This is a genomic window from Porphyromonas sp. COT-239 OH1446, assembly GCF_000768875.1.
GTDB lineage: Bacteria > Bacteroidota > Bacteroidia > Bacteroidales > Porphyromonadaceae > Porphyromonas.
The window spans coordinates 1-20480 of sequence record NZ_JRAO01000036.1 but is presented as its reverse complement, the minus strand read 5'-3'; the positions used below and the strand labels follow the sequence as shown (position 1 = coordinate 20480).

General features: G+C 52.8%; 18 protein-coding genes, 1 tRNA gene and 1 pseudogene. 8 read left to right on the top strand and 12 right to left on the bottom strand.

Annotation, left to right across the window (positions count from 1 at the left end):
• Positions 1 to 14: 14 nt before the first annotated feature.
• From HQ37_RS07590 to HQ37_RS07565, 6 genes are all read right to left on the bottom strand, one after another.
• Positions 15 to 953, bottom strand: a complete 939-nt coding sequence (locus HQ37_RS07590) for a DUF5106 domain-containing protein (protein WP_036882078.1) — start codon at positions 951 to 953, stop codon at positions 15 to 17.
• A 99-nt stretch (positions 954 to 1052) separates the two neighbouring features.
• The gene (locus HQ37_RS07585; RefSeq protein ID WP_036882076.1) at positions 1053 to 1724 is read right to left on the bottom strand and encodes an OmpA family protein; all 672 of its coding nucleotides are present in this window, start codon (positions 1722 to 1724) and stop codon (positions 1053 to 1055) included.
• 37 nt (positions 1725 to 1761) lie between these two features.
• A complete protein-coding gene (locus HQ37_RS07580) occupies positions 1762 to 2742 on the bottom strand; it encodes a dihydroorotate dehydrogenase-like protein (RefSeq protein ID WP_036882074.1) in 981 nt (326 codons plus the stop codon).
• A gap of 114 nt (positions 2743 to 2856) precedes the next feature.
• Positions 2857 to 3783, bottom strand: coding sequence for a ribonuclease Z (locus HQ37_RS07575; RefSeq protein ID WP_036882072.1), 927 nt, complete (start codon positions 3781 to 3783; stop codon positions 2857 to 2859).
• A gap of 59 nt (positions 3784 to 3842) precedes the next feature.
• Positions 3843 to 4301: a nucleoside deaminase gene (locus HQ37_RS07570; RefSeq protein WP_036882070.1), complete on the bottom strand. Its 459-nt coding sequence runs from the start codon at positions 4299 to 4301 to the stop codon at positions 3843 to 3845.
• On the bottom strand, positions 4298 to 4501 hold the full coding sequence (locus tag HQ37_RS07565; protein WP_036882231.1) for a hypothetical protein: 204 nt from the start codon (positions 4499 to 4501) through the stop codon (positions 4298 to 4300). Before HQ37_RS07565 ends, HQ37_RS07570 begins: the two co-directional genes overlap by 4 nt.
• A 481-nt stretch (positions 4502 to 4982) precedes the next feature.
• Between HQ37_RS07565 and HQ37_RS08510 the strand changes: the two are divergent.
• The 6 genes and pseudogenes from HQ37_RS08510 to HQ37_RS07535 all read left to right on the top strand — a co-directional run.
• Positions 4983 to 5911, top strand: a pseudogene (locus HQ37_RS08510) (IS982 family transposase); the annotation flags it as partial.
• A gap of 275 nt (positions 5912 to 6186) precedes the next feature.
• Positions 6187 to 6540, top strand: a complete 354-nt coding sequence (gene panD / locus HQ37_RS07555; protein WP_036882068.1) for an aspartate 1-decarboxylase — start codon at positions 6187 to 6189, stop codon at positions 6538 to 6540.
• A gap of 23 nt (positions 6541 to 6563) precedes the next feature.
• Positions 6564 to 7913, top strand: coding sequence for a signal recognition particle protein (ffh, locus tag HQ37_RS07550; protein ID WP_036882066.1), 1350 nt, complete (start codon positions 6564 to 6566; stop codon positions 7911 to 7913).
• Between the two features lie 21 nt (positions 7914 to 7934).
• Positions 7935 to 8819: a bifunctional methylenetetrahydrofolate dehydrogenase/methenyltetrahydrofolate cyclohydrolase FolD gene (gene folD / locus HQ37_RS07545; RefSeq protein ID WP_036882063.1), complete on the top strand. Its 885-nt coding sequence runs from the start codon at positions 7935 to 7937 to the stop codon at positions 8817 to 8819.
• Complete coding sequence (locus HQ37_RS07540) at positions 8819 to 10114, top strand: MFS transporter (protein ID WP_052080856.1); 1296 nt, start codon at positions 8819 to 8821, stop codon at positions 10112 to 10114. The genes folD and HQ37_RS07540 overlap by 1 nt, the downstream gene beginning before the upstream one ends.
• A 35-nt stretch (positions 10115 to 10149) precedes the next feature.
• Positions 10150 to 11148: a glycoside hydrolase family 130 protein gene (locus HQ37_RS07535; protein WP_036882060.1), complete on the top strand. Its 999-nt coding sequence runs from the start codon at positions 10150 to 10152 to the stop codon at positions 11146 to 11148.
• 105 nt (positions 11149 to 11253) lie between these two features.
• Here the strand turns inward: HQ37_RS07535 and HQ37_RS08125 are convergent, their stop codons facing one another.
• From HQ37_RS08125 to HQ37_RS07520, 3 genes are all read right to left on the bottom strand, one after another.
• Complete coding sequence (locus tag HQ37_RS08125) at positions 11254 to 12192, bottom strand: glycosyltransferase family 32 protein (RefSeq protein WP_052080855.1); 939 nt, start codon at positions 12190 to 12192, stop codon at positions 11254 to 11256.
• Positions 12193 to 12219: 27 nt separating this feature from the next.
• A complete protein-coding gene (locus tag HQ37_RS07525) occupies positions 12220 to 13614 on the bottom strand; it encodes a lipopolysaccharide biosynthesis protein (RefSeq protein WP_160215080.1) in 1395 nt (464 codons plus the stop codon).
• A gap of 215 nt (positions 13615 to 13829) precedes the next feature.
• Positions 13830 to 14981 (bottom strand): glycosyltransferase family 4 protein, encoded by a 1152-nt coding sequence (locus HQ37_RS07520; RefSeq protein WP_036882054.1) that lies wholly within the window; start codon positions 14979 to 14981, stop codon positions 13830 to 13832.
• Between the two features lie 212 nt (positions 14982 to 15193).
• Here HQ37_RS07520 and HQ37_RS07515 point away from each other — a divergent pair, with 212 nt between their 5' ends.
• Positions 15194 to 16858 (top strand): dipeptidase, encoded by a 1665-nt coding sequence (locus HQ37_RS07515; RefSeq protein ID WP_036882051.1) that lies wholly within the window; start codon positions 15194 to 15196, stop codon positions 16856 to 16858.
• 158 nt (positions 16859 to 17016) lie between these two features.
• Positions 17017 to 17087 (top strand) — tRNA-Gln (locus HQ37_RS07510).
• Positions 17088 to 17201: 114 nt separating this feature from the next.
• On the opposite strand, the gene HQ37_RS07505 is transcribed toward HQ37_RS07510, so the two are convergent.
• From HQ37_RS07505 to HQ37_RS07495, 3 genes are all read right to left on the bottom strand, one after another.
• Positions 17202 to 17741 carry a shikimate kinase gene (locus HQ37_RS07505; RefSeq protein ID WP_036882049.1) on the bottom strand — a complete coding sequence of 180 codons (540 nt, stop codon included), beginning with the start codon at positions 17739 to 17741 and terminating at the stop codon, positions 17202 to 17204.
• A 9-nt stretch (positions 17742 to 17750) separates the two neighbouring features.
• Entirely contained in the window at positions 17751 to 19829 is a 2079-nt protein-coding gene (locus HQ37_RS07500; RefSeq protein WP_235264651.1) for an HD family phosphohydrolase, read from the bottom strand.
• Between the two features lie 348 nt (positions 19830 to 20177).
• A complete protein-coding gene (locus HQ37_RS07495; protein WP_152566821.1) occupies positions 20178 to 20453 on the bottom strand; it encodes an integrase core domain-containing protein in 276 nt (91 codons plus the stop codon).
• Between the last annotated feature and the right edge of the window lie 27 nt (positions 20454 to 20480).

Sequence of the window (20480 nt, the reverse complement as noted above, 5' to 3'; positions counted from 1 at the left end):
ATATCCCGCTCGATCTATTCGTGCATCTGTAGATAACGGACGATCTCATCAGGCATAGCATCCTTCATAATGACCTCTCGAGAGCCTCTCAAGAGATAGCAAGTGGGGCTGGCCTTGAGATCGTAGAGTGGCCTCCGCATGATCTCACCCTCAGGATCATAGCCCACAGTCGCCCATTCGGGGGCGATACCTCTCTGCTCAATATAGCTGGAGGCCCCCTCTCCGAGGTAAATGACCAGCAGTGTCAGCTGCCCTCGAGCAGCCATCTGAGCGAGACTCTTCTGCTCCTTCAGATAGCTCATTACCTCTCGACAGTATGGGCAACCTATTGAGGAAAAGATCACCATCGTGTAGGGAGACTTAATCTGACTGAGGCGAAGACTGCGTTCATCCGCAGTCTTGTAGAGGAAGTCTTCGGCCTGCTGCCCTACTCTATTCTTGTTGATGAGCTTCAGCATCAGTGAGGCTTGCTCCTGGTAGGGCTGATCTACACGAGGCGAAGAGATGGCCCATTCGAGCACGGGACGGAAGAAATCCTCATTCGTTAGGGGCGAATCGGCTTCGTAGAGATACTTGCGATAGAGGGTCATGGTGTATAGAAGGGGCTGCTTCACCATCTGCTCGAGCGGATAGAGCAGCTGCGGACGCACCTCTTCTAGGGGGAGGCTGGTCAGAAGGCCAAGGTAGGTAACGATAGCCTCCTCGTAGGCCTCTGCATGCGTTATGATGCTAGGATCGGACAGATTGATATTGTCCCAAAAGTGATCGACCATATAGCGAGCCTGCTCATGGGCCGAAGCTAAGTGAGCAGGAGGCTCAGGTAAACGAACGAGCAACTCCTCAATGGATAGCGTATCGGACGAGAGGCTCTGCTTGCTTGCCCTGTTGAGGCATGAGGGAGAGAGAAGGATGAGGGCAGACAGAGCCCCGATAGAGATGAGTCGGGCGAACATAGACTTAGGTGATAAAGTTTCTGTAGCAACGTAATAAGGATGGGGAGGGATAGCAGCCTTTGGCCACACCCCTCCCCATATCGAGAGTAATCTTGAGGCTTACTTGAGCGTTCCCTTTTGGGCTGCCTCGATCATCTCCTGGCTAGGGAGGATGTACACCTCTACACGGCGGTTCTCCTTGCGGCCAGAGGCTGTAGTATTGTCGGCGATAGGCTCATGGCTTCCCTTACCCAGGTAGGTCATGCGCTCAGCGGCAATGCCATGCGAAGTAAGGTAAGTGTAGACGCTCTTGGCACGATTGACCGAAAGAGGATCATTGACCTTGTCTGAGCCAGTGTTATCGGTGTGCCCAATGATCTGCAGCAGTGTCTGAGGGTTGCTGGCAATGCTGGCAGCGAAGTCCTTGAGGGCAGTCTGAGAGTTTGCCCCGAGGACTGAAGAGCCGGTGGCGAAGAGGATCCCACTATCGAAGGTTACACGAATAGCCTGCCCCTCGTTGATGGACTCGATCTTCGCATTCTTGACCTTCTCCTCGAGCTCACGCTTCTGCTTGTCCATCTTGTTGCCAATTAGAGTACCAGCAGTACCTCCGACTACAGCTCCGATGGCAGCACCAAGGCCAGTATTGCCTGCGATCTTACCGATACCTGCACCGAGGGCAGCACCAGCAGCCGAACCAATACCACCTCCCTTGATGGCGTTGCTGAGACCGCAACTAGAGAGGAGCATAGCCCCCATGAGGAATGCTATACCAAAAGTCTTTTTGTTCATAGTCTTTTCTTGTCTATTATTTGAATTTTCCACGTATTTACTCTACGTGTCTACTAAAGTATTTCATAAACTGCATCCGCTCGAAGAGCCCAGCCTCGGGGATAGAGGTCGAGTTGAGCCTAGCTCTAAACTCATCGATGCGCTCATAGCCCTGCTTCTGCATCCACATACGCATCCCCATTAGGGCATCGGAGATGGCAGGTGCGCCCTGCTTGTAGAGGGCGGTACACATCTGAGCAGTCTGAGCCCCGACGAGGAGAGCCTTGACAAGCTCCTGCCAAGTATAGACTCCAGTAGAGGCACTGATCTCAATCTGAGGGATGAGGCCGCTAACGAGACCTGTGAAGCGCATCGTATCGGTAAAGTCGCCCGCATGGGTGAAGATATCTCCGCTAATGAGCTCCTCCTTATCCAGATCAATATCGGGCTGATAGGCTCGGTTGAAAAGCGTTACTGCCGAAGCTCCTGCAGCACGGAGCTTATCGACAAGAGCAGGGATAGCAGTATGATGACGGGAGAGCTTGACGATGATGGGGATCGAGAGACGCTTCGAGAGCTCAGAAACCACCTGGACATAGAAGTCTTCATTCTTCTTGGGGTCGAAGAAGAGATCTGTCTCCAGGCGCATAATATTAACCTCGAGGGCGTGAGCCCCAGCTTGCTCGATCTGAGAGGCAAACTCTATCCAGCTGCTGCTCAAGCGACAATTGATACTCGCAATGACAGGGATGGTGAGCTCCTTACGAGCCTTCTCGATGTGCTCGAGATAGCGACTCAGCTCCTCACTGCGCACATAAGTGGCGATGTAGTCTGCGGCCTCGGGATAGTCCGACTGACGAAGCATCTCAAGCCCTTGGGCCTCGATTTGCTCCTCGAAAAGAGATTTGCATACAACTGCACCTGCGCCGACCTTAGCAAAGTATTTTACCTTGTCTAGGTTGCGGGTAAGTCCTGAGCTACCGACAATGAGAGGGCTCTGGAGCTCCAGCCCTACAAATGATGTACTGATGTCTATCATAACCAAATAAGTGTTTGATTGCCCTACTTCTATCGCCCATCGGTGCTTCGTGGAGCAACTCTGAGGACAAAGGTAGGTATTTTACATTATTAACATTCTATCTAACAAAATGGCTCAACGCTTTTGAGCCTCAATTTCCAGGCAGAGCCCCTCCTCGGCAGCGATCGTCTTGGGGAAGAGCCTCTGTGCCTCCTGTAGCAGCGGTTCGGGGTCGGGATGACGTGCCGAGTAATGCCCTATGACCAGGCGACCTACTCGAGCTTTGAGCGCGATACGGGCAGCCTGCTCGGCCGTACTGTGCCCAGTGGCTAGAGCCCGAGAGGCGTATTCGCTAGAGAAGGTAGCCTCGTGATAGAGCAGATCTATACCCTCGATCCAAGGGATAATTCGTTCAGAGTAGGCAGTATCAGAGCAATAGGCATAGCGTCGAGCAGCTCGAGCAGGAGAGACAAGCAGTTCGTTGGCGATCCGTCGCCCCGAGGGGGCTACAAAGTCTTCGCCTCGCTTGAGGGATGGATAGGCCGACAGAGGAATGTCGTACGCATCAGCTAGAGCCTTGTTGATGTGAGGCTCGGCAGGCTGCTCCTCGATGAGGTAACCCGTTGTCGGTGTCCGATGCTCTAGGGGGAGTGTCGAGACACGAACCGAACGATCCTCGAAGATCAAGGCATGGCGTCGGTCGTCCACTTCATGCAGTACGACTTCGTAGGACATACCATGGCAGAACTGTTGCAAGATTGGCTCGAGGAATGCTCTAAGGCCTCGAGGCCCCCACACATCGAGCTGCCCTGTGCGTCCGAGTAGCCCCAGCGAAGATAGCAAGCCTGGCAGACCGAAGCAGTGATCTCCGTGTAGATGAGAGATAAAGATCGCTCTGAGACGATTGAAGTTCAGACGATGGCGGCGAAATTCTCTCTGAGCACCCTCGCCACAGTCTATCATATAGAGCTTACTGTGCACCTCTACAACCTGCGATGAGGGAAGATGCGCACACGATGGCAAGGCAGAGCCACATCCGAGTATATATACCTTGAAGTTCATTCGTTTTGGTTCAGTTGTTTGAGGGGCTAGAGCCCCAAGCCCCTAGGGGTCGGAGCGAGCTAACGCCTCAAGCGGAAGAACTCCTGCATCAAGGCCCGAGCCTCCTGCTCCAACACCCCCGTACGCCTACGACACGAGGAGGGGAGGATCTCCGAGGAGTAGATCGTGTAGCCGAACTTCTCCTCTGCTGCCCCGTAGATCACCTCGGAGAGCCTCGCCCAGCGAATTCCCCCTGCGCACATCGGGCAGGGCTCGATGGTTACATAGAGACTACAGCCCGAGAGCCGAGAGGCCGAGAGGGCTTCAGTGGCAGCCGTAATGGCAAGCATCTCGGCATGGGCAGTGGGGTCTCGGAGCTGCTCGACCTGGTTGTGAGCCCGAGCAATGACCTGCCCTTGACAGACGACGACGGCTCCGATAGGGACTTCCCCTGCCTCGAAAGCGACCTGTGCCTCCTCTAGGGCCAAGCGCATGTAGTACTCATCGTCGAGAGGTTGTAGGCGTGCACTCGACTTCATCGCATCTCCTCCTCCTCGAAGAGCATAGGACTATCTTGCTCTGCACGGCGCAAGACCTCGAGCAAGATTTGCTCTCGTACCCAGCGAGATCGATTGGCTATCTTGTATTGACGACAATGGTCTTCGAGGGCCTTCTGCTCTCGATCGTTAAGGCGCACAACTAGGGTATGCTGGCGTACGCCATCGGGTTTTCGGTTCATGCCCAAACTATAGGTGGCGTGTAGGATAATGATGAGTATCTGCAAAGATACTCTATTTCTTCTTGTATCACTAGAGGCTGAGTGATATAATTGCCCAGCGAGGAGGGCAAGCCCTGCCCAGTGAATATCGCTCAAGAGAATCTAAGTAGGATCTCGAGTGAACTCCTACTTAGACCTCGAGTGAGGTCCTATCTGAGCCTCGAATGAGATCCTACTTAACGTGAGTTCGGTATAAGGACTGCCGTCTTTTCGGTTTCAAAATAGGAGGTGTTTTTATTGCAAGAGTGGGAGATATTTAGTATCTTTATNACGTGAGTTCGGTATAAGGACTGCCGTCTTTTCGGTTTCAAAATAGGAGGTGTTTTTATTGCAAGAGTGGGAGATATTTAGTATCTTTATAGCTGAATAACAAATAGATAACTAAATACTCCCACTCCAATGGATAAGACAAAGTTAGTAGAAATATACTGTATGGTNAACGAAAACCCTCCCCCAAGACGACAGACCCAGGCGTCGTCGAAAGCCCTTGATGTCCGATAGTGAAGTGATGACCATCCTCATCATGTTTCATCTATCCGGGCATCGAAATCTCAAAGCTTTCTATCTAGGTTACATTAAACAGCATTGCCAAGAGGATTTTCCTAAACAACTATCCTACAATCGTTTTGTGGAAAGACAGACCTCTGTCGGGATCTACTTGTTGCTCTACTTGAACCTCTTTTGCCTAGGCCAATGCACCGGGGTTTCTTTCATTGACTCTACCCCTATAAGAGTTTGCCACATCAAGCGTGTTCGTCAGCATCGAACTCTGCGTCATTGGGCGCAAATAGGCAAGTCCACTATGGGCTGGTTCTATGGNNAAGAGTTTGCCACATCAAGCGTGTTCGTCAGCATCGAACTCTGCGTCATTGGGCGCAAATAGGCAAGTCCACTATGGGCTGGTTCTATGGATTTAAGCTCCATATCATCATCAATGACAGAGGTGAAATCCTCAACTTTCTCCTCACTCATGGAGCGATTGATGACCGAGTCCCCCTAAGGCGAGATTCCTTCATCAATGGTCTGTATGGCAAGCTGGTAGGCGACCGAGGCTACATCTCTCAAGACCTGTTTGAAGGATTATTCGTCAATGGTATTCAAATGATTACCAAGAGGAAAAGGAATATGAAGAACNAGAACGCCCTAATGCATCTCTATGATAAGGTCTTACTGCGGCAAAGAGCCTTGGTGGAATGTGTTAATGATGAATTGAAGAACATTTGCCAAGTAGAGCACACCAGGCATCGTTCCATTCATAACTTCATTTCTAACCTGCTAGCAGGGCTTATTGCCTATCAAACACTCCAAACACTCCAGAAGAAGCCTTCTCTAAACCTAGAACACATTGATAGTCAAGACCTAGTTGCCTAAGCTTATACCGAACTCACGTTAAGTAGGATTACAATGGAGGCATAAGTAGGATCTGCATCGAGACTCAAATAGGATCGCAGTGGAGACCTAGATAGGGCCACTCGAGGGATAGATAGAAACGAAAGAATAGGGGAAAGTAAAGGCCTCAGACAACCACAGGCGACACAAGGCCGAGGGACAGGGCTGAGGCCTAGCAAGAGAAGGGGGAGAGGCTGTAGGAGAGGCAGGTCGTACTTTTTACCTTATCTTTGCTGGCGAATTATTCAACCACTAAAATGTTAGTAGAACTAGTCAAGTCAAAGATCCATAGAGTTACCGTAACCGAAGCTAACCTACAGTACGTGGGGTCGATTACCATCGACCAAGACCTAATGGATGCTGCCAATATCCTACCTGGAGAGAAGGTGCAGATCGTTAACAATAACAATGGTGCACGTCTCGAGACCTACACTATCCCAGGAGAACGAGGCTCAGGCGTGATCTGCCTCAATGGTGCAGCAGCCAGACTGGTTCAGCCAGGCGATATTGTCATCATCATGGCCTATGCCTGGATGACTTACGAAGAGGCTCAGGGCTTCAAGCCCAGTATCGTCTTCCCAGATGCCGCGACAAATAAGATCATTAAGTAACCAAGATACCCCATAGATAAGGAATGTTTGAGAACCTGAGTGAACGCCTCGAACGATCGTTTAAGATCCTCAAAGGCGAAGGTAAGATCACCGAAATCAATGTAGCCGAGACGCTCAAGGATGTGCGTCGCGCCCTCCTCGAGGCTGACGTTAATTACAATGTCGCCAAGCAGTTCACCGAACGCATCAAGGAGAAATCCCTCGGGCAAAATGTACTCACAGCCGTTCGCCCAGGCGAACTGATGGTCAAGATCGTGAGAGACGAGCTGGCAGAGCTGATGGGGAGCAAGGCCTCCGACATTAACCTCAGTGGTCATCCCGCCATCATCCTGATGTCAGGGCTACAGGGCTCGGGTAAGACAACCATGAGTGGTAAGCTGGCCCACCTGCTCAAGACTAAGAACAACCGCAAGCCCCTACTCGTCGCTGCCGACGTCTATCGCCCCGCCGCTATCGAACAGCTTAGGGTGCTGGGCGAGCAGATCGGTGTGCCCGTCTACTTCGACCTAGAGAGCAAAGACCCAGTATCGATTGCCCGCCGAGGGGTGGCCGAGGCCATGAGCCAGGGCCGGGACACGGTCATCGTCGATACGGCTGGTCGTCTCGCAATCGACGAGGAGATGATGCAGGAGATCACAGCCATCAAGACCGCTCTCAAGCCTAGCGAGACTCTCTTCGTCGTTGATTCGATGACGGGACAGGACGCGGTCAATACGGCTAAGGAGTTCAACGAACGTCTTGACTTCGACGGAGTCGTGCTCACCAAACTCGACGGTGATACCCGTGGGGGAGCAGCCCTCTCCATTCGCTCAGTCGTAGACAAGCCCATCAAGTTCGTCGGTACTGGCGAGAAGATGGAGGCACTGGATGTCTTCCACCCAGACCGTATGGCCGACCGCATCCTCGGCATGGGCGACATCATCTCTCTGGTCGAGCGTGCACAGCAGCAGTTCGACGAGCGAGAAGCGCGCCGACTGGAGGAACGCATTGCCAAGAACCAGTTCGACTTCAACGACTTCCTCGGGCAGATCCAGCAGATTAAACGTATGGGTAACCTCAAGGATCTAGCCTCCATGATCCCAGGCATAGGCAAGGCGATCAAGGATGTAGAGATCGACGACAATGCCTTCAAGAATATCGAGGCTATCATCTACTCGATGACCCCCGAGGAGCGTCGCCGCCCCTCGATCATAGACGGCCGCCGTCGCAAGCGCATCGCCGATGGTAGCGGAACGAATGTGCAGGAGGTCAACAAGCTTCTGACCCAATTCGCCCAAACCAGCAAGGCCATGAAGATGCTACAGGGGATGAAGGGTGGCAAGATGCCCAAGATGCCCCGTATGCCCAAGATGGGTGGCAAGTTCGGCTTCTAATCATCATATACTCCTATTCTTATGAGCAACCACACCTACAAGCTACTCGATGGTAAGGCAACAGCCGAGGCCATCAAGCTAGAGATCGCAGCCGAGGTCGCTGCCATGGTCGCCGAGGGCAAGGCTGCACCGCACCTGGTGGCGATCCTCGTTGGCCACGATGGGGGCAGCGAGACCTATGTAGCCTCGAAGATGAAGACCTGCCAGGAGGTAGGCTTCCGCTCGAGCCTCATTCGCTATGAGGACAACGTTACCGAGGCCGAGCTTCTGGCCGCTATTGCCCGCCTCAACCTCGACGAGGATGTTACGGGCTTCATCATTCAACTCCCTCTGCCCAAGCATATCGACGAGCAGAAGATCATCGAGGCCGTAGACCCACGCAAGGATGTGGATGGCTTCCACCCGATCAACGTGGGTCGCATGAGCATTGGCCTACCCTGCTTCGTCTCTGCTACGCCCAAGGGCATCCTAGAGCTCCTCAAGCGCAACCAGATAGAGACCCGAGGCAAGCACTGCGTAGTGCTCGGGCGCAGCAATATCGTCGGCAAACCTATGGCCCAGCTGCTGCTGCACAAGGCTAGCCCAGGCGACTGTACCGTTACCGTCTGCCACAGCCGCACGCCCAATATCAAGGAGCTCTGCCTACAGGCCGACATCATCGTCGCTGCCCTCGGAGTCCCCAGCTTCGTCAAGGCCGATATGGTCAAGCCTGGGGCAGTAGTCATCGACGTGGGGACAACCCGCATTGCTGACCCTACACGCAAGAGCGGATTCCGCCTCTCAGGTGATGTTTGCTTCGACGAGGTCGCACCGCTAACCTCCGCCATCACTCCCGTGCCCGGTGGTGTAGGACCGATGACCATCGTTTCGCTCATGCTCAACACCCTACAAGCAGCTAAACAGTAATGGAGCAGGCCACATACACTCCCCCTCAGAGCCCCAAGGGCAACCCTATCCGCTGGGTGCCTTCGGTCTACTTTGCGATGGGCTTGCCCTTCATAGCCCTCTCACAGGTAGCGACCCTGATGTACAAGGATCTAGGCGTTAGCAATGAAGACATTACCTATTGGACTTCTCTGCTGATCCTACCCTGGTCCCTCAAGCCCATCTTTAGCCTCGTGATGGAGCTGTTCGGCACGAAGCGACAATACCTGGTCATCACCGAGATGATCTCGGCCCTCATGTTCGGGCTGATCTGCTTCGCCCTGCCGTTACCTGACTTCTTCGCCCTAAGCCTTGCCCTAATGGGTGTAATCGCCATCAGCGGATCAACCCATGATATCGCTGGCGACGGGATCTATATGCAGGAGCTTACTGCCAAGCAGCAGAGCGTCTATGCAGGCTGGCAGGGGGCATTCTACAACCTAGCTAAGATCCTGGCCAACGGGGGACTCGTATACCTGGCTGGGATGCTCTCCAAGGCCATGGGCCTACAGACAGCCTGGATGATTATCATGGGGATCTGTGGGGTGATCATGCTCCTAATTGCCCTCTATCACCTCGCAGTCCTTCCTCGAGAACCCAAGCGACAGGAGGAGAAGAGTCTCAGGCAGGGGATCAAAGATCTCTCCGAGGTTGTGGTCTCCTTCTTCACCAAGCGGTACATTTGGCTCTATTTGCTCTTCATCTTCCTCTATCGTTTGGCCGAGGGACTGGCCATGAAGGTTGCCCCCCTCTTCCTCAAAGACTCCGTCGAGATCGGGGGAATAGGCTTGAGCAACGAACAGTACGGCCTGATCTATGGGAGTGCAGGCTCGGTAGCCTTTATCCTGGGGTCTATCCTCTCGGGCTACTACATCTCGCACTTCGGTCTCAAGAGGGTGCTCTCCTCCCTAGTGCTCTTCTTCAATGTCCCCTTTGTAGTTTACCTCCTACTAGCTCTTTATCAGCCCGATAGCCTATGGTGGGTGGCCACAGGGATTATCTTCGAGTACTTTAGCTATGGTTTCGGCTTTGTCGGCATCACCCTCTTCATGATGCAGCAGATCGCCCCAGGCAAGTATCAGATGGCACACTATGCCTTTGCCAATAGTCTTATGAACCTCAGCGTGATGGTCCCTGGGATGATCAGCGGCAAGCTGAGCACAGCCCTCGGCTACGAGACCTTCTTCGGTGTGGTGATGCTTGCATCGATCCCCGTGATCCTCCTCTCCTTCTTCTTGCCCTTTGCCCATAATCAGCAGGAAGCTAAGGCCTCTTAATTCATTTACAGATACATTCTAACTCTATCACAACAATGAGCAACCTAAAGATTGTCGGTGAGGCCATGCCTCACATGCCCTGGGAGGATCGCCCAGCTGGCAGCAAGGAAGTTATGTGGCGTTACTCCGCCAATCCGATTATTCCCCGAGACCTACTCCCTACCTCCAATAGTATCTTCAATAGTGCTGTCGTACCCTTTGGCGAGGGTTTCGCTGGGGTATTCCGCTGCGACGATACCAACCGCCGTATGAGGCTACACGTGGGCTTCAGCAAGGATGGGATGAAGTGGGATATCAACCCCGAGCCCCTCAAGTTCGAGTGCGACATCGAAGAGGTTGGCCAGTGGGTCTACGGCTACGACCCTCGTGTGGTCTTCATTGAAGATCGCTACTATGTAACCTGGTGCAACGGCTACCATGGCCCTACGATTGGGGTTGCCTATACGTTCGACTTCAAGACCTTCCACCAGCTGGAGAATGCCTTCTTGCCCTTCAACCGCAATGGCGTCCTCTTCCCTCGCAAGATCAATGGCAACTTCGCTATGCTCAGCCGCCCCAGCGACAATGGGCATACGCCCTTCGGGGACATCTTCTACAGTGAGTCCCCCGAGCTTGAGTACTGGGGACGCCACCGTCATGTGATGAGCCCAGCACCCTTCGAGGACAGTGCTTGGCAGTGCACCAAGATCGGGGCAGGGCCTATCCCCATCGAGACCAGCGAGGGATGGCTGCTCATTTACCATGGAGTACTCAATAGCTGCAATGGCTTCGTCTATGCCTTCGGCTCAGCTATTCTAGACCTAGATGAGCCCTGGAAGGTGAAGTTCCGCTCAGGGCCCTACCTCATCTCTCCTAGAGAGACCTACGAGTGCATGGGCGATGTGCCTAATGTTACCTTCCCCTGTGCCGCCCTACACGATGCCGAGAATGGTCGCATCGCTGTCTACTATGGCTGTGCAGACACGGTTACAGGCCTAGCCTTTGGCTATATCGACGAGATTGTAGAGTTCACCAAGAAGCACTCGATCATCTAAACCCTTCGGACAACGAAGTGGCTAATAAAGTAGGAGCAGCATCTCGATCGAGATGCTGCTCCTATGCTTTTGTCGAGAAAGGCCCGATCTCTCGGGATGAGGGGGCTAATCCTTTATCGAACTATCGTTCTCTCGAACCCTCATTTGCCTATACTTGGCCAAGAGGCCAGTGTAGGTCTCGGTGATACGCTGCACCCAAGCCTTCCGACTAGAGATCACTGGCACACGGCCCTTGTGGTAGTCCGTCTTGAGTATCTTCTTGTGGTTAAGGGAGCGTTTACCTGTCTCATAGATGGAGTATTGGATCTGTAGATCCTTAGCAAAGCTAACCCAACGATAGCGATGCTCCCCCTGCTTGATCGCCTCTTCTATGGCTAGAGTATAGGGGGCAGGCCCAGTAGTCCGTATAGTCCCCATGAAGCCCATCCCAGTATGGTAGGGGTTGTATTCGTCCATGATCCTCATGACCCGAAGCAGTACTGCCCTCATCAGAGGATGCCCCTCGCTGGAGATGATGCACCACTGGACATATTCCCCTCGGGGGATATGATCCAGCTCACAGACGAAGGTCTGCCCCTCATGCAGATCACCAGGCTCATTGTCCCAATAGGAGATGAGAAAGCTATCATCTGGCCTTAGAAGCTCGTCCAAATGCCCTCGGACACAGGTTTTGATGTCTACATAGACCCCACCCAGCCTATACATGAGTAAGTAGCGAAAGAAGTCTGCACGAGCAGCCCCATAGGAAGGACTGATGCGCAGATAATAACCCAAGATCTTCTCCCCATAATGCTCTAGGATAAAGTCCTCAATATCCTGATCGTCAAAGAGGTGATGCTCCCAGTCGGGATTACCCTTCATCATCTCCTCGATGCTGGCCTGTATTTCCTTGGGCAATGCCTTGGTATAGGTTGTCTGGTAGATATGACGAGGGATTCCTTCTCGGTATGGGACTAGAGGGAGCAAGGCCTCGTACTCTGCTGGGGATAGCCTCTCTCGGGCATGATCCCATACTTGGCTCAATAGCTTGGTTACAATGCTCATAAACGTTCGATTTTTGGAGGAATGGCACTAGCCCCTGAGGCGTCCGACCATCTTGCGTCCGATCTCGACGAAGCGCAGACTCATCCTACGAGCCCCGTCGGACATCAACAGATAGATCCCTAAAAGGATGGAGGAAAAGGCTATGGAGTAGAGACTGGCATTGAGTACGAAGCTCCCCCAAGAGGAGTAATCGGGCTCGCTCCACCTGACAAGATAAGTCCCCACCACTATAGAGAGCAAGGCGACCAAAAGGTACTTGGCATAGCTGCGCCAGTAGATCCAGACCGAGATCTCGAACCCAGTGCGGAAGAGGAAGAATAGCTTCCACACCACAATGATCACAATATAGGAGATAAGCGTGCCAAGCAAAACACCTGGCAGACCCCAAAAGTGCCCGAAGAGTATTCCACAGCCAATATTGAGCGAAGCCTCTATGATGGGGGCCCAAACATCTTGATATAACCCCTTAGCGGCCAAGAAGGCGTCTTGGGTGGCTCGGCTCTGAGACACGAAAGCGGTCGTCGTGATGAGGAGCAGTGTGATGTTGTCCAATTCGGACTCTGCACCCACCCAAAGGATGATGAAGGGATGAGAGAAGTTATAGATGATGAAGCAGATAATCGTTGCAACGAAGTTGCGCAAGGCTAGGAACTCCCAAAAGAAACGAAAGATCTTCTCCCTATTCCCCTCGGCCACCAGATTACCAATACTTGCTCCAATGCTGCCAAAGACTGCACTAGAGATTGCATTAAGATTGGCTACAACCATAGTATAGTTACTATAGTATGCAATGACTACGAGAGAGGTGTACTTCCAAATAATAAGGGGTGCAACATTGCCTGCACAAACACCAGCAAGCTTGTGGACGAAGATCTCTTTGGTCTTTTTGATGATCTCAGGATGCTTCTTCAAAAGGGAGCGTCCTTGCTTGAGGTCGGGGCGCAGCCAAGGGTAATCCCTATTGATCATATACTCAAGGATGAAGATCCCGATCAGAGAGACAATAAACTCCAGGAGCAGATAGTAGGGGTAAGGGTTGTCTACATAAAGCATGACTGCTACCTGGAGAAGACTTTTGACGATCACAACTCCCTGAGTATTAATCGTGAGGCGATAAGCATTCTGATTAGCCCCAAATATAAGCCCTCGAAAGTTTACTAGATAGGACATGAGCACCTCCCAAAGTAGCAGGGCGAATGTGGCATAGGCATACCAAAGAGGGCCTTCGAAGTCGGAAAAGATCAGAGGGAGAAAGGCCATCAGAATGAGGCCAATGACCAAGAATATAACCGAAAGCTTACGATAGAACCACGCCTGCACTGTAATGATCTCGTTCACCGTTCGAGTATCGTTGTCGTGCAAAGGCTTGTAAAGGAAGAAGCCTATCGCAACGCCTAGACCGAGCTCGGCTAAACTGAACATCGATAGCAAGTTCGATATGGTCGTACGCAACCCTAAGATCTCAGGGCCAATGCTCTCGAAGAAAACCTTACGAGAGAAAAAAGCTATCGCTGCACTTGTGAGGTAAGCCAGGAGTGCAACGACGGAGTTAAGAATGCTTTTATTCGTTCGTGATTGATTCATGCAAAACAGAATAGATAGACTTGTCTCAATACCCTACCAGCAGATGTAGTGGATCAGCGAGCCTTCTCGGCAAGCTTACGCTCGAAGAGCTCCACCCATCTAGCGATAATCGCCTCTCGGGTAAATCGCTGTGCATTGTGCAGGGCATGTACCCCCATGCGTTGGCGCAGATCATCCCGACGCATCAGGGCCTCGAGCCTGGAGGCGAAAGTCTCTTGGTCTCCGACCTCAACGAGGAAGCCATTCTCCCCGTCGGTTATGATGTCGCTCGGCCCACACTGACAAGCATAGGACACAATGGGGACACCCACTCGCTGTGCCTCAATCAAGACCATGGGAAGGCCTTCATATCTAGAGGTCATAGCATAGATGGAAGAGCCAAGGTAACATTCTTCTATACGTGTAGTACTAGGTAACAGATCTACACTCGAGAGGCCTAAGGATTTGATCTGAGCCTCCAGCTCTCCTCTCAGTGGGCCATCGCCATAGATCTCGAGCCGCCACGAGGGATTTCGCCAGGACAGACGAGCCCAAATAGAGATGAGCTCCGAGAAGTTCTTCTGCTCGACGTGCCTGCCGGCTGCCATGACTCTGTGATTGGTCAGTGTGGATGCTCCGTGGGAGGAGATGGGGATAAAGTTCGGGATTACCTCTGCATCCACACAACCATGCCACAGCTTCTGATCCTCATACGTCAGGACGACGAAGACGTCGGCTCGACGCGCCACTCGGAAGTTCTGCCACAGACGAAAACGATTGATCACTCGGCCAATAAACCCTGAGAGATTTCGCTCTCGATGCATGAGTAAGTAGTCATACCTAGAGCCATGACTCTCAATAAGCTTGATGCTGCCATCCGTCAGCCCAGGGAAGAGCTGTGCCTCTCCCGAGAGGGGGGAGATGAAGAAGTCCAGACGAAGCTCTCGAAGCAGAACCTGAAGCTTCTGCTTGTGTCTCCTCCGCTTGGCCCAATAGATCGGGATCCTGCGCCACCTAGGGTTAGTGTAGTTCTCCTCATAGTTGATCTCGAGGTCGATCATTCGGATGCGGTTATCTATCGGGAAAGCTGTTTCTCTACTGCGCTGGCAGGTTGTGATAATAAAAACCTCATGCCCCAATTCGGCAAGCGCATTAGCTTTGGCCGTCATGATGCGCTCCAGGCCACCCCTAATCGTAATCTTGGGAAGTGTATAGGCAATCCTCATAGTGCAGCTCAGTTTTTAATGAAATTTATCTCCTTCGAATATTTGGCAAAGGTATATATAATATCGCTGCATTTGTATGGCCACAGAATTATCTCTTGAACGAGGCTAGAACCTCCTGGAGCTTGGCTTTTATGATTATTCGGCGTACCTTTAGGCTGCCTTATGAACAGGGATACAACTCAATTACTTCATAAAACTAAACATCCAAGCGTATGAAAAAGAACCTATTTGCCTTGGCTCTAGCCGCCCTAGCCCTCGCTGGGGGAGCAGACCAGGCACAGGCGTGCTCAGACCTGATCGTCGGGAAGAAAGCCTCTACCGATGGCTCTGTCATCATCAGCTATTCGGCTGACTCGCACACCCTCTATGGTGAGCTCTATCACTGGCCCGCACGCACTTGGGCGACTGGCACTATGCGTGAGATCCGTGAATGGGACTCGAACAAACCCCTAGGCTTCATCCCCGAGGTGGCACAGACCTACAACGTCGTGGGGAATATGAATGAGCACCAGGTAGCCATCACCGAGAGTACCTGGGGAGGGCGTAAGGAGCTTCATGACCCTAATGGGATCATGGACTATGGTAGCCTCATCTATGTAGCCCTACAGAGATCCAAGACTGCCAAGGAGGCGATCAAGGTCATGACCGACCTTGTGCGAGACTATGGCTATCACAGTAGTGGAGAGTCCTTTACGATTGCTGATAAGAATGAGGTTTGGGTCATGGAAATGATCGGTAAGGGAGCAAACAAGAAGGGGGCTGTTTGGGTAGCTATCCGCATCCCCGACAACGCTATCTCTGCCCACGCCAACCAGGCTCGCATTCATCAGATCCCCTTCGATGACAAGGAGAATTGCATGTACGAGAAGGATGTAGTCAAGCTAGCCCGTGAAATGGGTTACTTCAAGGGTAAGGACAAGGACTTCGACTTCCAAAAGGCCTACAACCCCTATACTTTCGGTGGACTAAGAGGCTGTGAGGCTCGAGTATGGAGCTTCTTCCGTGAGTTCAACAAGGGGATGGAGAAGTATCTCTCGCACGTGCAGGGAGATGTCGAGGCTGCTCCTATGCCTCTGTATGTAATCCCTGAGCGTAAGGTCTCTGTAGCTGATGTACGTCAGGCCATGCGCAACCACTACGAGGGGACGGCTCTGTCCATGACCAACGACCCTGGGGCTGGCCCCTACAAGGTCCCCTATCGCTGGAGGCCTATGACCTTCGAGGTCGATGGCAAGGAGTATGTCAATGAGCGTGCTATCGCCACACAGCAGACGGGTTTCGTCCTAGTAGCTCAGCTACGCTCTTGGCTGCCCGATGCTGTGGGGGGCGTCCTTTGGTTCGGGGTGGACGATGCCAATACGGCCGTCTTCACGCCCATGTATGCCAGCATCACTGCCATCCCAGAGGCCTACCGAGTGGGCAATGGGGACATGATGAACTTCTCCTGGACTTCTGCCTTTTGGGTGCACAACTGGGTGGCGAATATGGCCTACAACCGCTATGCCCCTATGATCAGAGACATCCGTCCCGTGCAGCAGCGATTAGAGCGGGCTTTCGATGAGCAGCAGAAGCACGTCGACGCAGAGGCTCTACGTCTCTATCAGGAGTCTCCCGACAAGGCTGTCAGCTTCTTGACGACCTATTGTGCGGATGCCGCCAACGGGACAACGGCCCGATGGAAGAAGCTCGGCGAATATCTCCTGGTTAAGTACATGGATGGCAACGAGAAGAAGGAGAAGGATGGCCGCTTCGTAGACAACGGCTATGGTCTCTCGGAGATGCCCAATTTCCCCGGCTACAGTAAGGAGTTCTACGAATGGATCGTCAAGACTGATGGCGAACGCCTACAGGTACGAGGCCCCAAGGACGAGCACTAAGTAGCACTGCCCCTCAGGGGCTGAGAGCTAATACTCCCCTATGCTCAGCAGCTGTATGCCGTGGGGTATAGGGGAGTATTGTGTTTGTCATATAGAGAATTTTGATTATCTTTGCACCGCATTTGAGGCGAGTGCCCTTGCCTCGAAGGGCTTAGGATTGTCCCGTGGTGTAATGGTAGCACAACAGGTTTTGGTTCTGTTTGTCAAGGTTCGAATCCTTGCGGGACAACTCGTAGAAGGTCTGTGCCATCGGTCTTTGGAGATCGGTGGCACAGGCTTTTTTTGTTGGTGCGGAGCGAGGGGAAGCTCTCTAGAGCAGGGCAGATAAGGGGAGTAGAGGAGGCTAGACCTCGAGGCCTCGGCGGATCTCTCGGGCAAGCTCTTCGGCCACAGCCCACTCTTGCCTACGGTTCATGACCTGCCCCACAGGCACACGCAGGGCGGCCTGTTCGTAGATCGGGCGACGCAGGAGCATGGCCTCTCGGACGTGCTCGAGGAGCTCAGGGCCACTCTTGTCTCGGATCGTGGGGCGGGTGCGCTTACAGAGCTCGAGCCTTGTGGCCAGCTCTTCGTCCGTAGCCTCCAGGTAGATCGTTAGCCCCGATTCGAGCAGGAGATTCATCGTGTCGAAGAAGCAGGGCAGGCCTCCACCCGTCGAGATCACCACATCCTGCATCCCCGAGAGCTCTTCGATAACCACTCGCTCACGTCGTCTGAAGGCTGCCTCACCTATCGAGGGAAGCATATCGACGATGCGCTCACGGAAACGATTTTCGATGAAGAAGTCCGTGTCGATGAAGCGCAGCGAAAGGCACTCGGCCAGCTTCGCTCCGACGGTACTCTTACCCGAGCCCATATAGCCAATGATGAAGATGGGTCGCATAGAGAGGGGTTACTTTTGCTTCTCTGGGTAGGTAATGCGGGAGTGGTACATCGTTCGGATCTTGTTGTAGAATACCTCCTTGATCGTCTTGATGTCTCTGAAAGTCAGAGGTGTATCGTTGAGCAAGCCTTCAGCGACGATGCTATCGATGATGCGGTTGATCAGCTGCCTAATTCCCTGCTCCGTATGCTCCTTGAGGCTACGGCTAGAGGCTTCTACAGCATCGGCCAGCATAAGAATCCCTGTCTCCTTAGTACTGGGATTCGGACCTGGATAGGTGAAGGGCGTAGGGTCTACCTCCTGCCCAGGATGCTCGTTGCAGTAGGTATTGTAGAAATACTTGGTTAGCCCACGACCGTGATGGGTGCGAATGAACTCGATCACCTGCGGAGGTAAATTGTGCTTCTGTGCCATGGCGATCCCATCGCTTACGTGGCGAATGATGATGCTCGCACTCTCGTCGCACGTGAGGGAGAGGTGCGGATTGACCACCCCTTGGTTCTCGGTGAAGTAAGAGGGGTTGCGGATCTTACCTATATCGTGATAGAGTGCCCCAGTACGGATGAGCTGCACATCAGCCCCGACCTTGAGGGCGGCCTCGGTACAGAGGATCGAGACCTGTAGGGAGTGTTGGAAAGTGCCTGGGGCGACCTCGGAGAGCTCTCGAAGCAGGGGAGCATTCATATCGCTCAGCTCGACGAGGCTCACATTGGAGACATAGCCGAAGAGCTTCTCAACGACAAAGACGAGGATGTAGGTAAAGGTCAGGAAGATCAGATTGATCGCATAATAGAGCTGTACGATCCAGTATTCGCTACCAATAGTCCCATCTCTCAAGAGTACCATGGAGATCGAGGTGATGCTGTAAGCGATGTACACCATGAAGGCTGCGCGGATGAGCTGCCCACGAGAGGTGAGGCTCTGCAGATTGATGATGGCCACTAGACCCGCCATCAGCTGAATAATAATGAAGTACAGCGGTTCGGAGACGAATAGGGCGGAGCAGAGGATGCAGCACAAGTAGGTAATCAGAGCCGTATGAGAGTCGAAGAAGGTACGGATCATGATCGGCAGGACGACATAGGGGATAATATGTCCGTTGAACCACTCGTAATCGGCATTGAGCTCCGTAAGTCCAATGAATAGGAGCAGGGCACAGGCGAGGAAGAGGACATTCTTGATCTCCCGCATGAAGTTGGTACAGAAGAGGATGAGATACATCCCGAGGATCAAGAGCATGATCATGGTGCTCATCAAAACCCCCGAGTTGATGATGCGGCTCTGTGCCCCACCCATGCGCTTCTCTTGCTCGAGGCGTAGCGAACGCAGGATGTTGTGCGTGTGGGGGGTAATGATCTCCCCTCGGTCGATGATGCGCTCGCCTTGCTGCACCAATCCCGTTGAGCGAGAGAGCTTGCCCAGCTCCTCCTGGAGCATCTTCTGGCTCAGAGCTTCGCTGTAGAGGATATTCTCCTTGAGATATTTGGAGATGTTCATTTGGGAGAGCACCTCTCGGTCAATGCCCTCGGGGGCATTGTCGTAGATCTGCTCGTAGGCCTCCTTGAGGGTGTAGAAGCGGGTCAGGGGCACTCGAGTGAGCACATTATCCTCATCGAGTAGCTGCACCTCCAGGCGTCCCTCTGCTCGTCGCTCCAACTGGTCAGTCAGGCCGATGAGCCCACCGATATAGAGGCGACGTAACTGCGACTGCACATAGGCGAAGTAGCGATGGGGGATACTCGTCGAGAGGTTTGCATCGTAGGCATCCTTGAGCTGATTGAGCATAGAGGCCATGACCTCCCTATCGTAGGTATAGACAGGCTTCATGGCCTGGCGAATACTATCCTGCTCGAGGCGCAGCTCTGCATCTCCTTTGTAGATGGGGAAGTCGTAGGGGGCTGTCAATAGCTCATACTGCCAGGGCTTGCCCTTGTTGAACTCGTACTGAAAACCTTGTCCGCTGGGGGCAAGTAGCATCACACAGAGGGCGACGAAGAGGAATATAGAGAAGGTATTCAGATGACCTCTGAGCTTACCAGGGATGGAGAGACGGGCATACCACATAGCGAAGACTAGCTTATTGCTCACAAAGATACGGATTATACCCACACGGCTGGGTGTGGGGGGATCTGTCGAGACCAGATCGTCCTCTCTTGGTTCGGGACCTCGACAATGATCTCGATAGACAGTCTATTCCTAGCTCGATAGGCCCTCCAGCGAAGGTTAAGTAGGATCGCAACGGAGATCTAAGTAGGATCACAAGTGAGGCATAAGTAGGAGTTCGAGTGAAGTCCTACTTATGCCTCACTTGTGATCCTACCGATCTCTCGACAGAGTGTCGTGTACTGAAAAAAGTTGACAGTGGGTGGAGCTGGTTCTAGAATAAGTTTACAGGGTTTGTGCTATAGCTCTGAATTGGGTTGACACTCTGCCGCCTTAAGACGACTTTCTGTTGACACGTGCAAATTTAGCCTTTTGTTGGGCATTCATTCTACGGGACAATTGGGGCGCAACCTGAGGCCAATCGTCCTTCCACCCCAGCAAAGGATTTACATGCTCTGAAAGAAGGACTTGCATAGGTGTCTTGCCCCCGAGAGCTTGATGCGGTCGGGCCTCATTGTACATCTGAACAGCCCGATCGACAACCCGCTTCGCCTCTTCGAAGGATTGTCGCTCGCTGGAGACAGACCAAGAGTAGGACATCTTCCTCATGACAAGAAAAGGCGTTGAATTGGCGTT

Coding starts and splice junctions, on each gene's coding strand:
- HQ37_RS07590 (WP_036882078.1), bottom strand. CDS start 953: ATGTTCGCCCGACTCATCTCTATCGGGGCTCTGTCTGCCCTCATCCTT.
- HQ37_RS07585 (WP_036882076.1), bottom strand. CDS start 1,724: ATGAACAAAAAGACTTTTGGTATAGCATTCCTCATGGGGGCTATGCTC.
- HQ37_RS07580 (WP_036882074.1), bottom strand. CDS start 2,742: ATGATAGACATCAGTACATCATTTGTAGGGCTGGAGCTCCAGAGCCCT.
- HQ37_RS07575 (WP_036882072.1), bottom strand. CDS start 3,783: ATGAACTTCAAGGTATATATACTCGGATGTGGCTCTGCCTTGCCATCG.
- HQ37_RS07570 (WP_036882070.1), bottom strand. CDS start 4,301: ATGAAGTCGAGTGCACGCCTACAACCTCTCGACGATGAGTACTACATG.
- HQ37_RS07565 (WP_036882231.1), bottom strand. CDS start 4,501: ATGAACCGAAAACCCGATGGCGTACGCCAGCATACCCTAGTTGTGCGC.
- panD (WP_036882068.1), top strand. CDS start 6,187: ATGTTAGTAGAACTAGTCAAGTCAAAGATCCATAGAGTTACCGTAACC.
- ffh (WP_036882066.1), top strand. CDS start 6,564: ATGTTTGAGAACCTGAGTGAACGCCTCGAACGATCGTTTAAGATCCTC.
- folD (WP_036882063.1), top strand. CDS start 7,935: ATGAGCAACCACACCTACAAGCTACTCGATGGTAAGGCAACAGCCGAG.
- HQ37_RS07540 (WP_052080856.1), top strand. CDS start 8,819: ATGGAGCAGGCCACATACACTCCCCCTCAGAGCCCCAAGGGCAACCCT.
- HQ37_RS07535 (WP_036882060.1), top strand. CDS start 10,150: ATGAGCAACCTAAAGATTGTCGGTGAGGCCATGCCTCACATGCCCTGG.
- HQ37_RS08125 (WP_052080855.1), bottom strand. CDS start 12,192: ATGAGCATTGTAACCAAGCTATTGAGCCAAGTATGGGATCATGCCCGA.
- HQ37_RS07525 (WP_160215080.1), bottom strand. CDS start 13,614: ATGTTCAGTTTAGCCGAGCTCGGTCTAGGCGTTGCGATAGGCTTCTTC.
- HQ37_RS07520 (WP_036882054.1), bottom strand. CDS start 14,981: ATGAGGATTGCCTATACACTTCCCAAGATTACGATTAGGGGTGGCCTG.
- HQ37_RS07515 (WP_036882051.1), top strand. CDS start 15,194: ATGAAAAAGAACCTATTTGCCTTGGCTCTAGCCGCCCTAGCCCTCGCT.
- HQ37_RS07505 (WP_036882049.1), bottom strand. CDS start 17,741: ATGCGACCCATCTTCATCATTGGCTATATGGGCTCGGGTAAGAGTACC.
- HQ37_RS07495 (WP_152566821.1), bottom strand. CDS start 20,453: ATGAGGAAGATGTCCTACTCTTGGTCTGTCTCCAGCGAGCGACAATCC.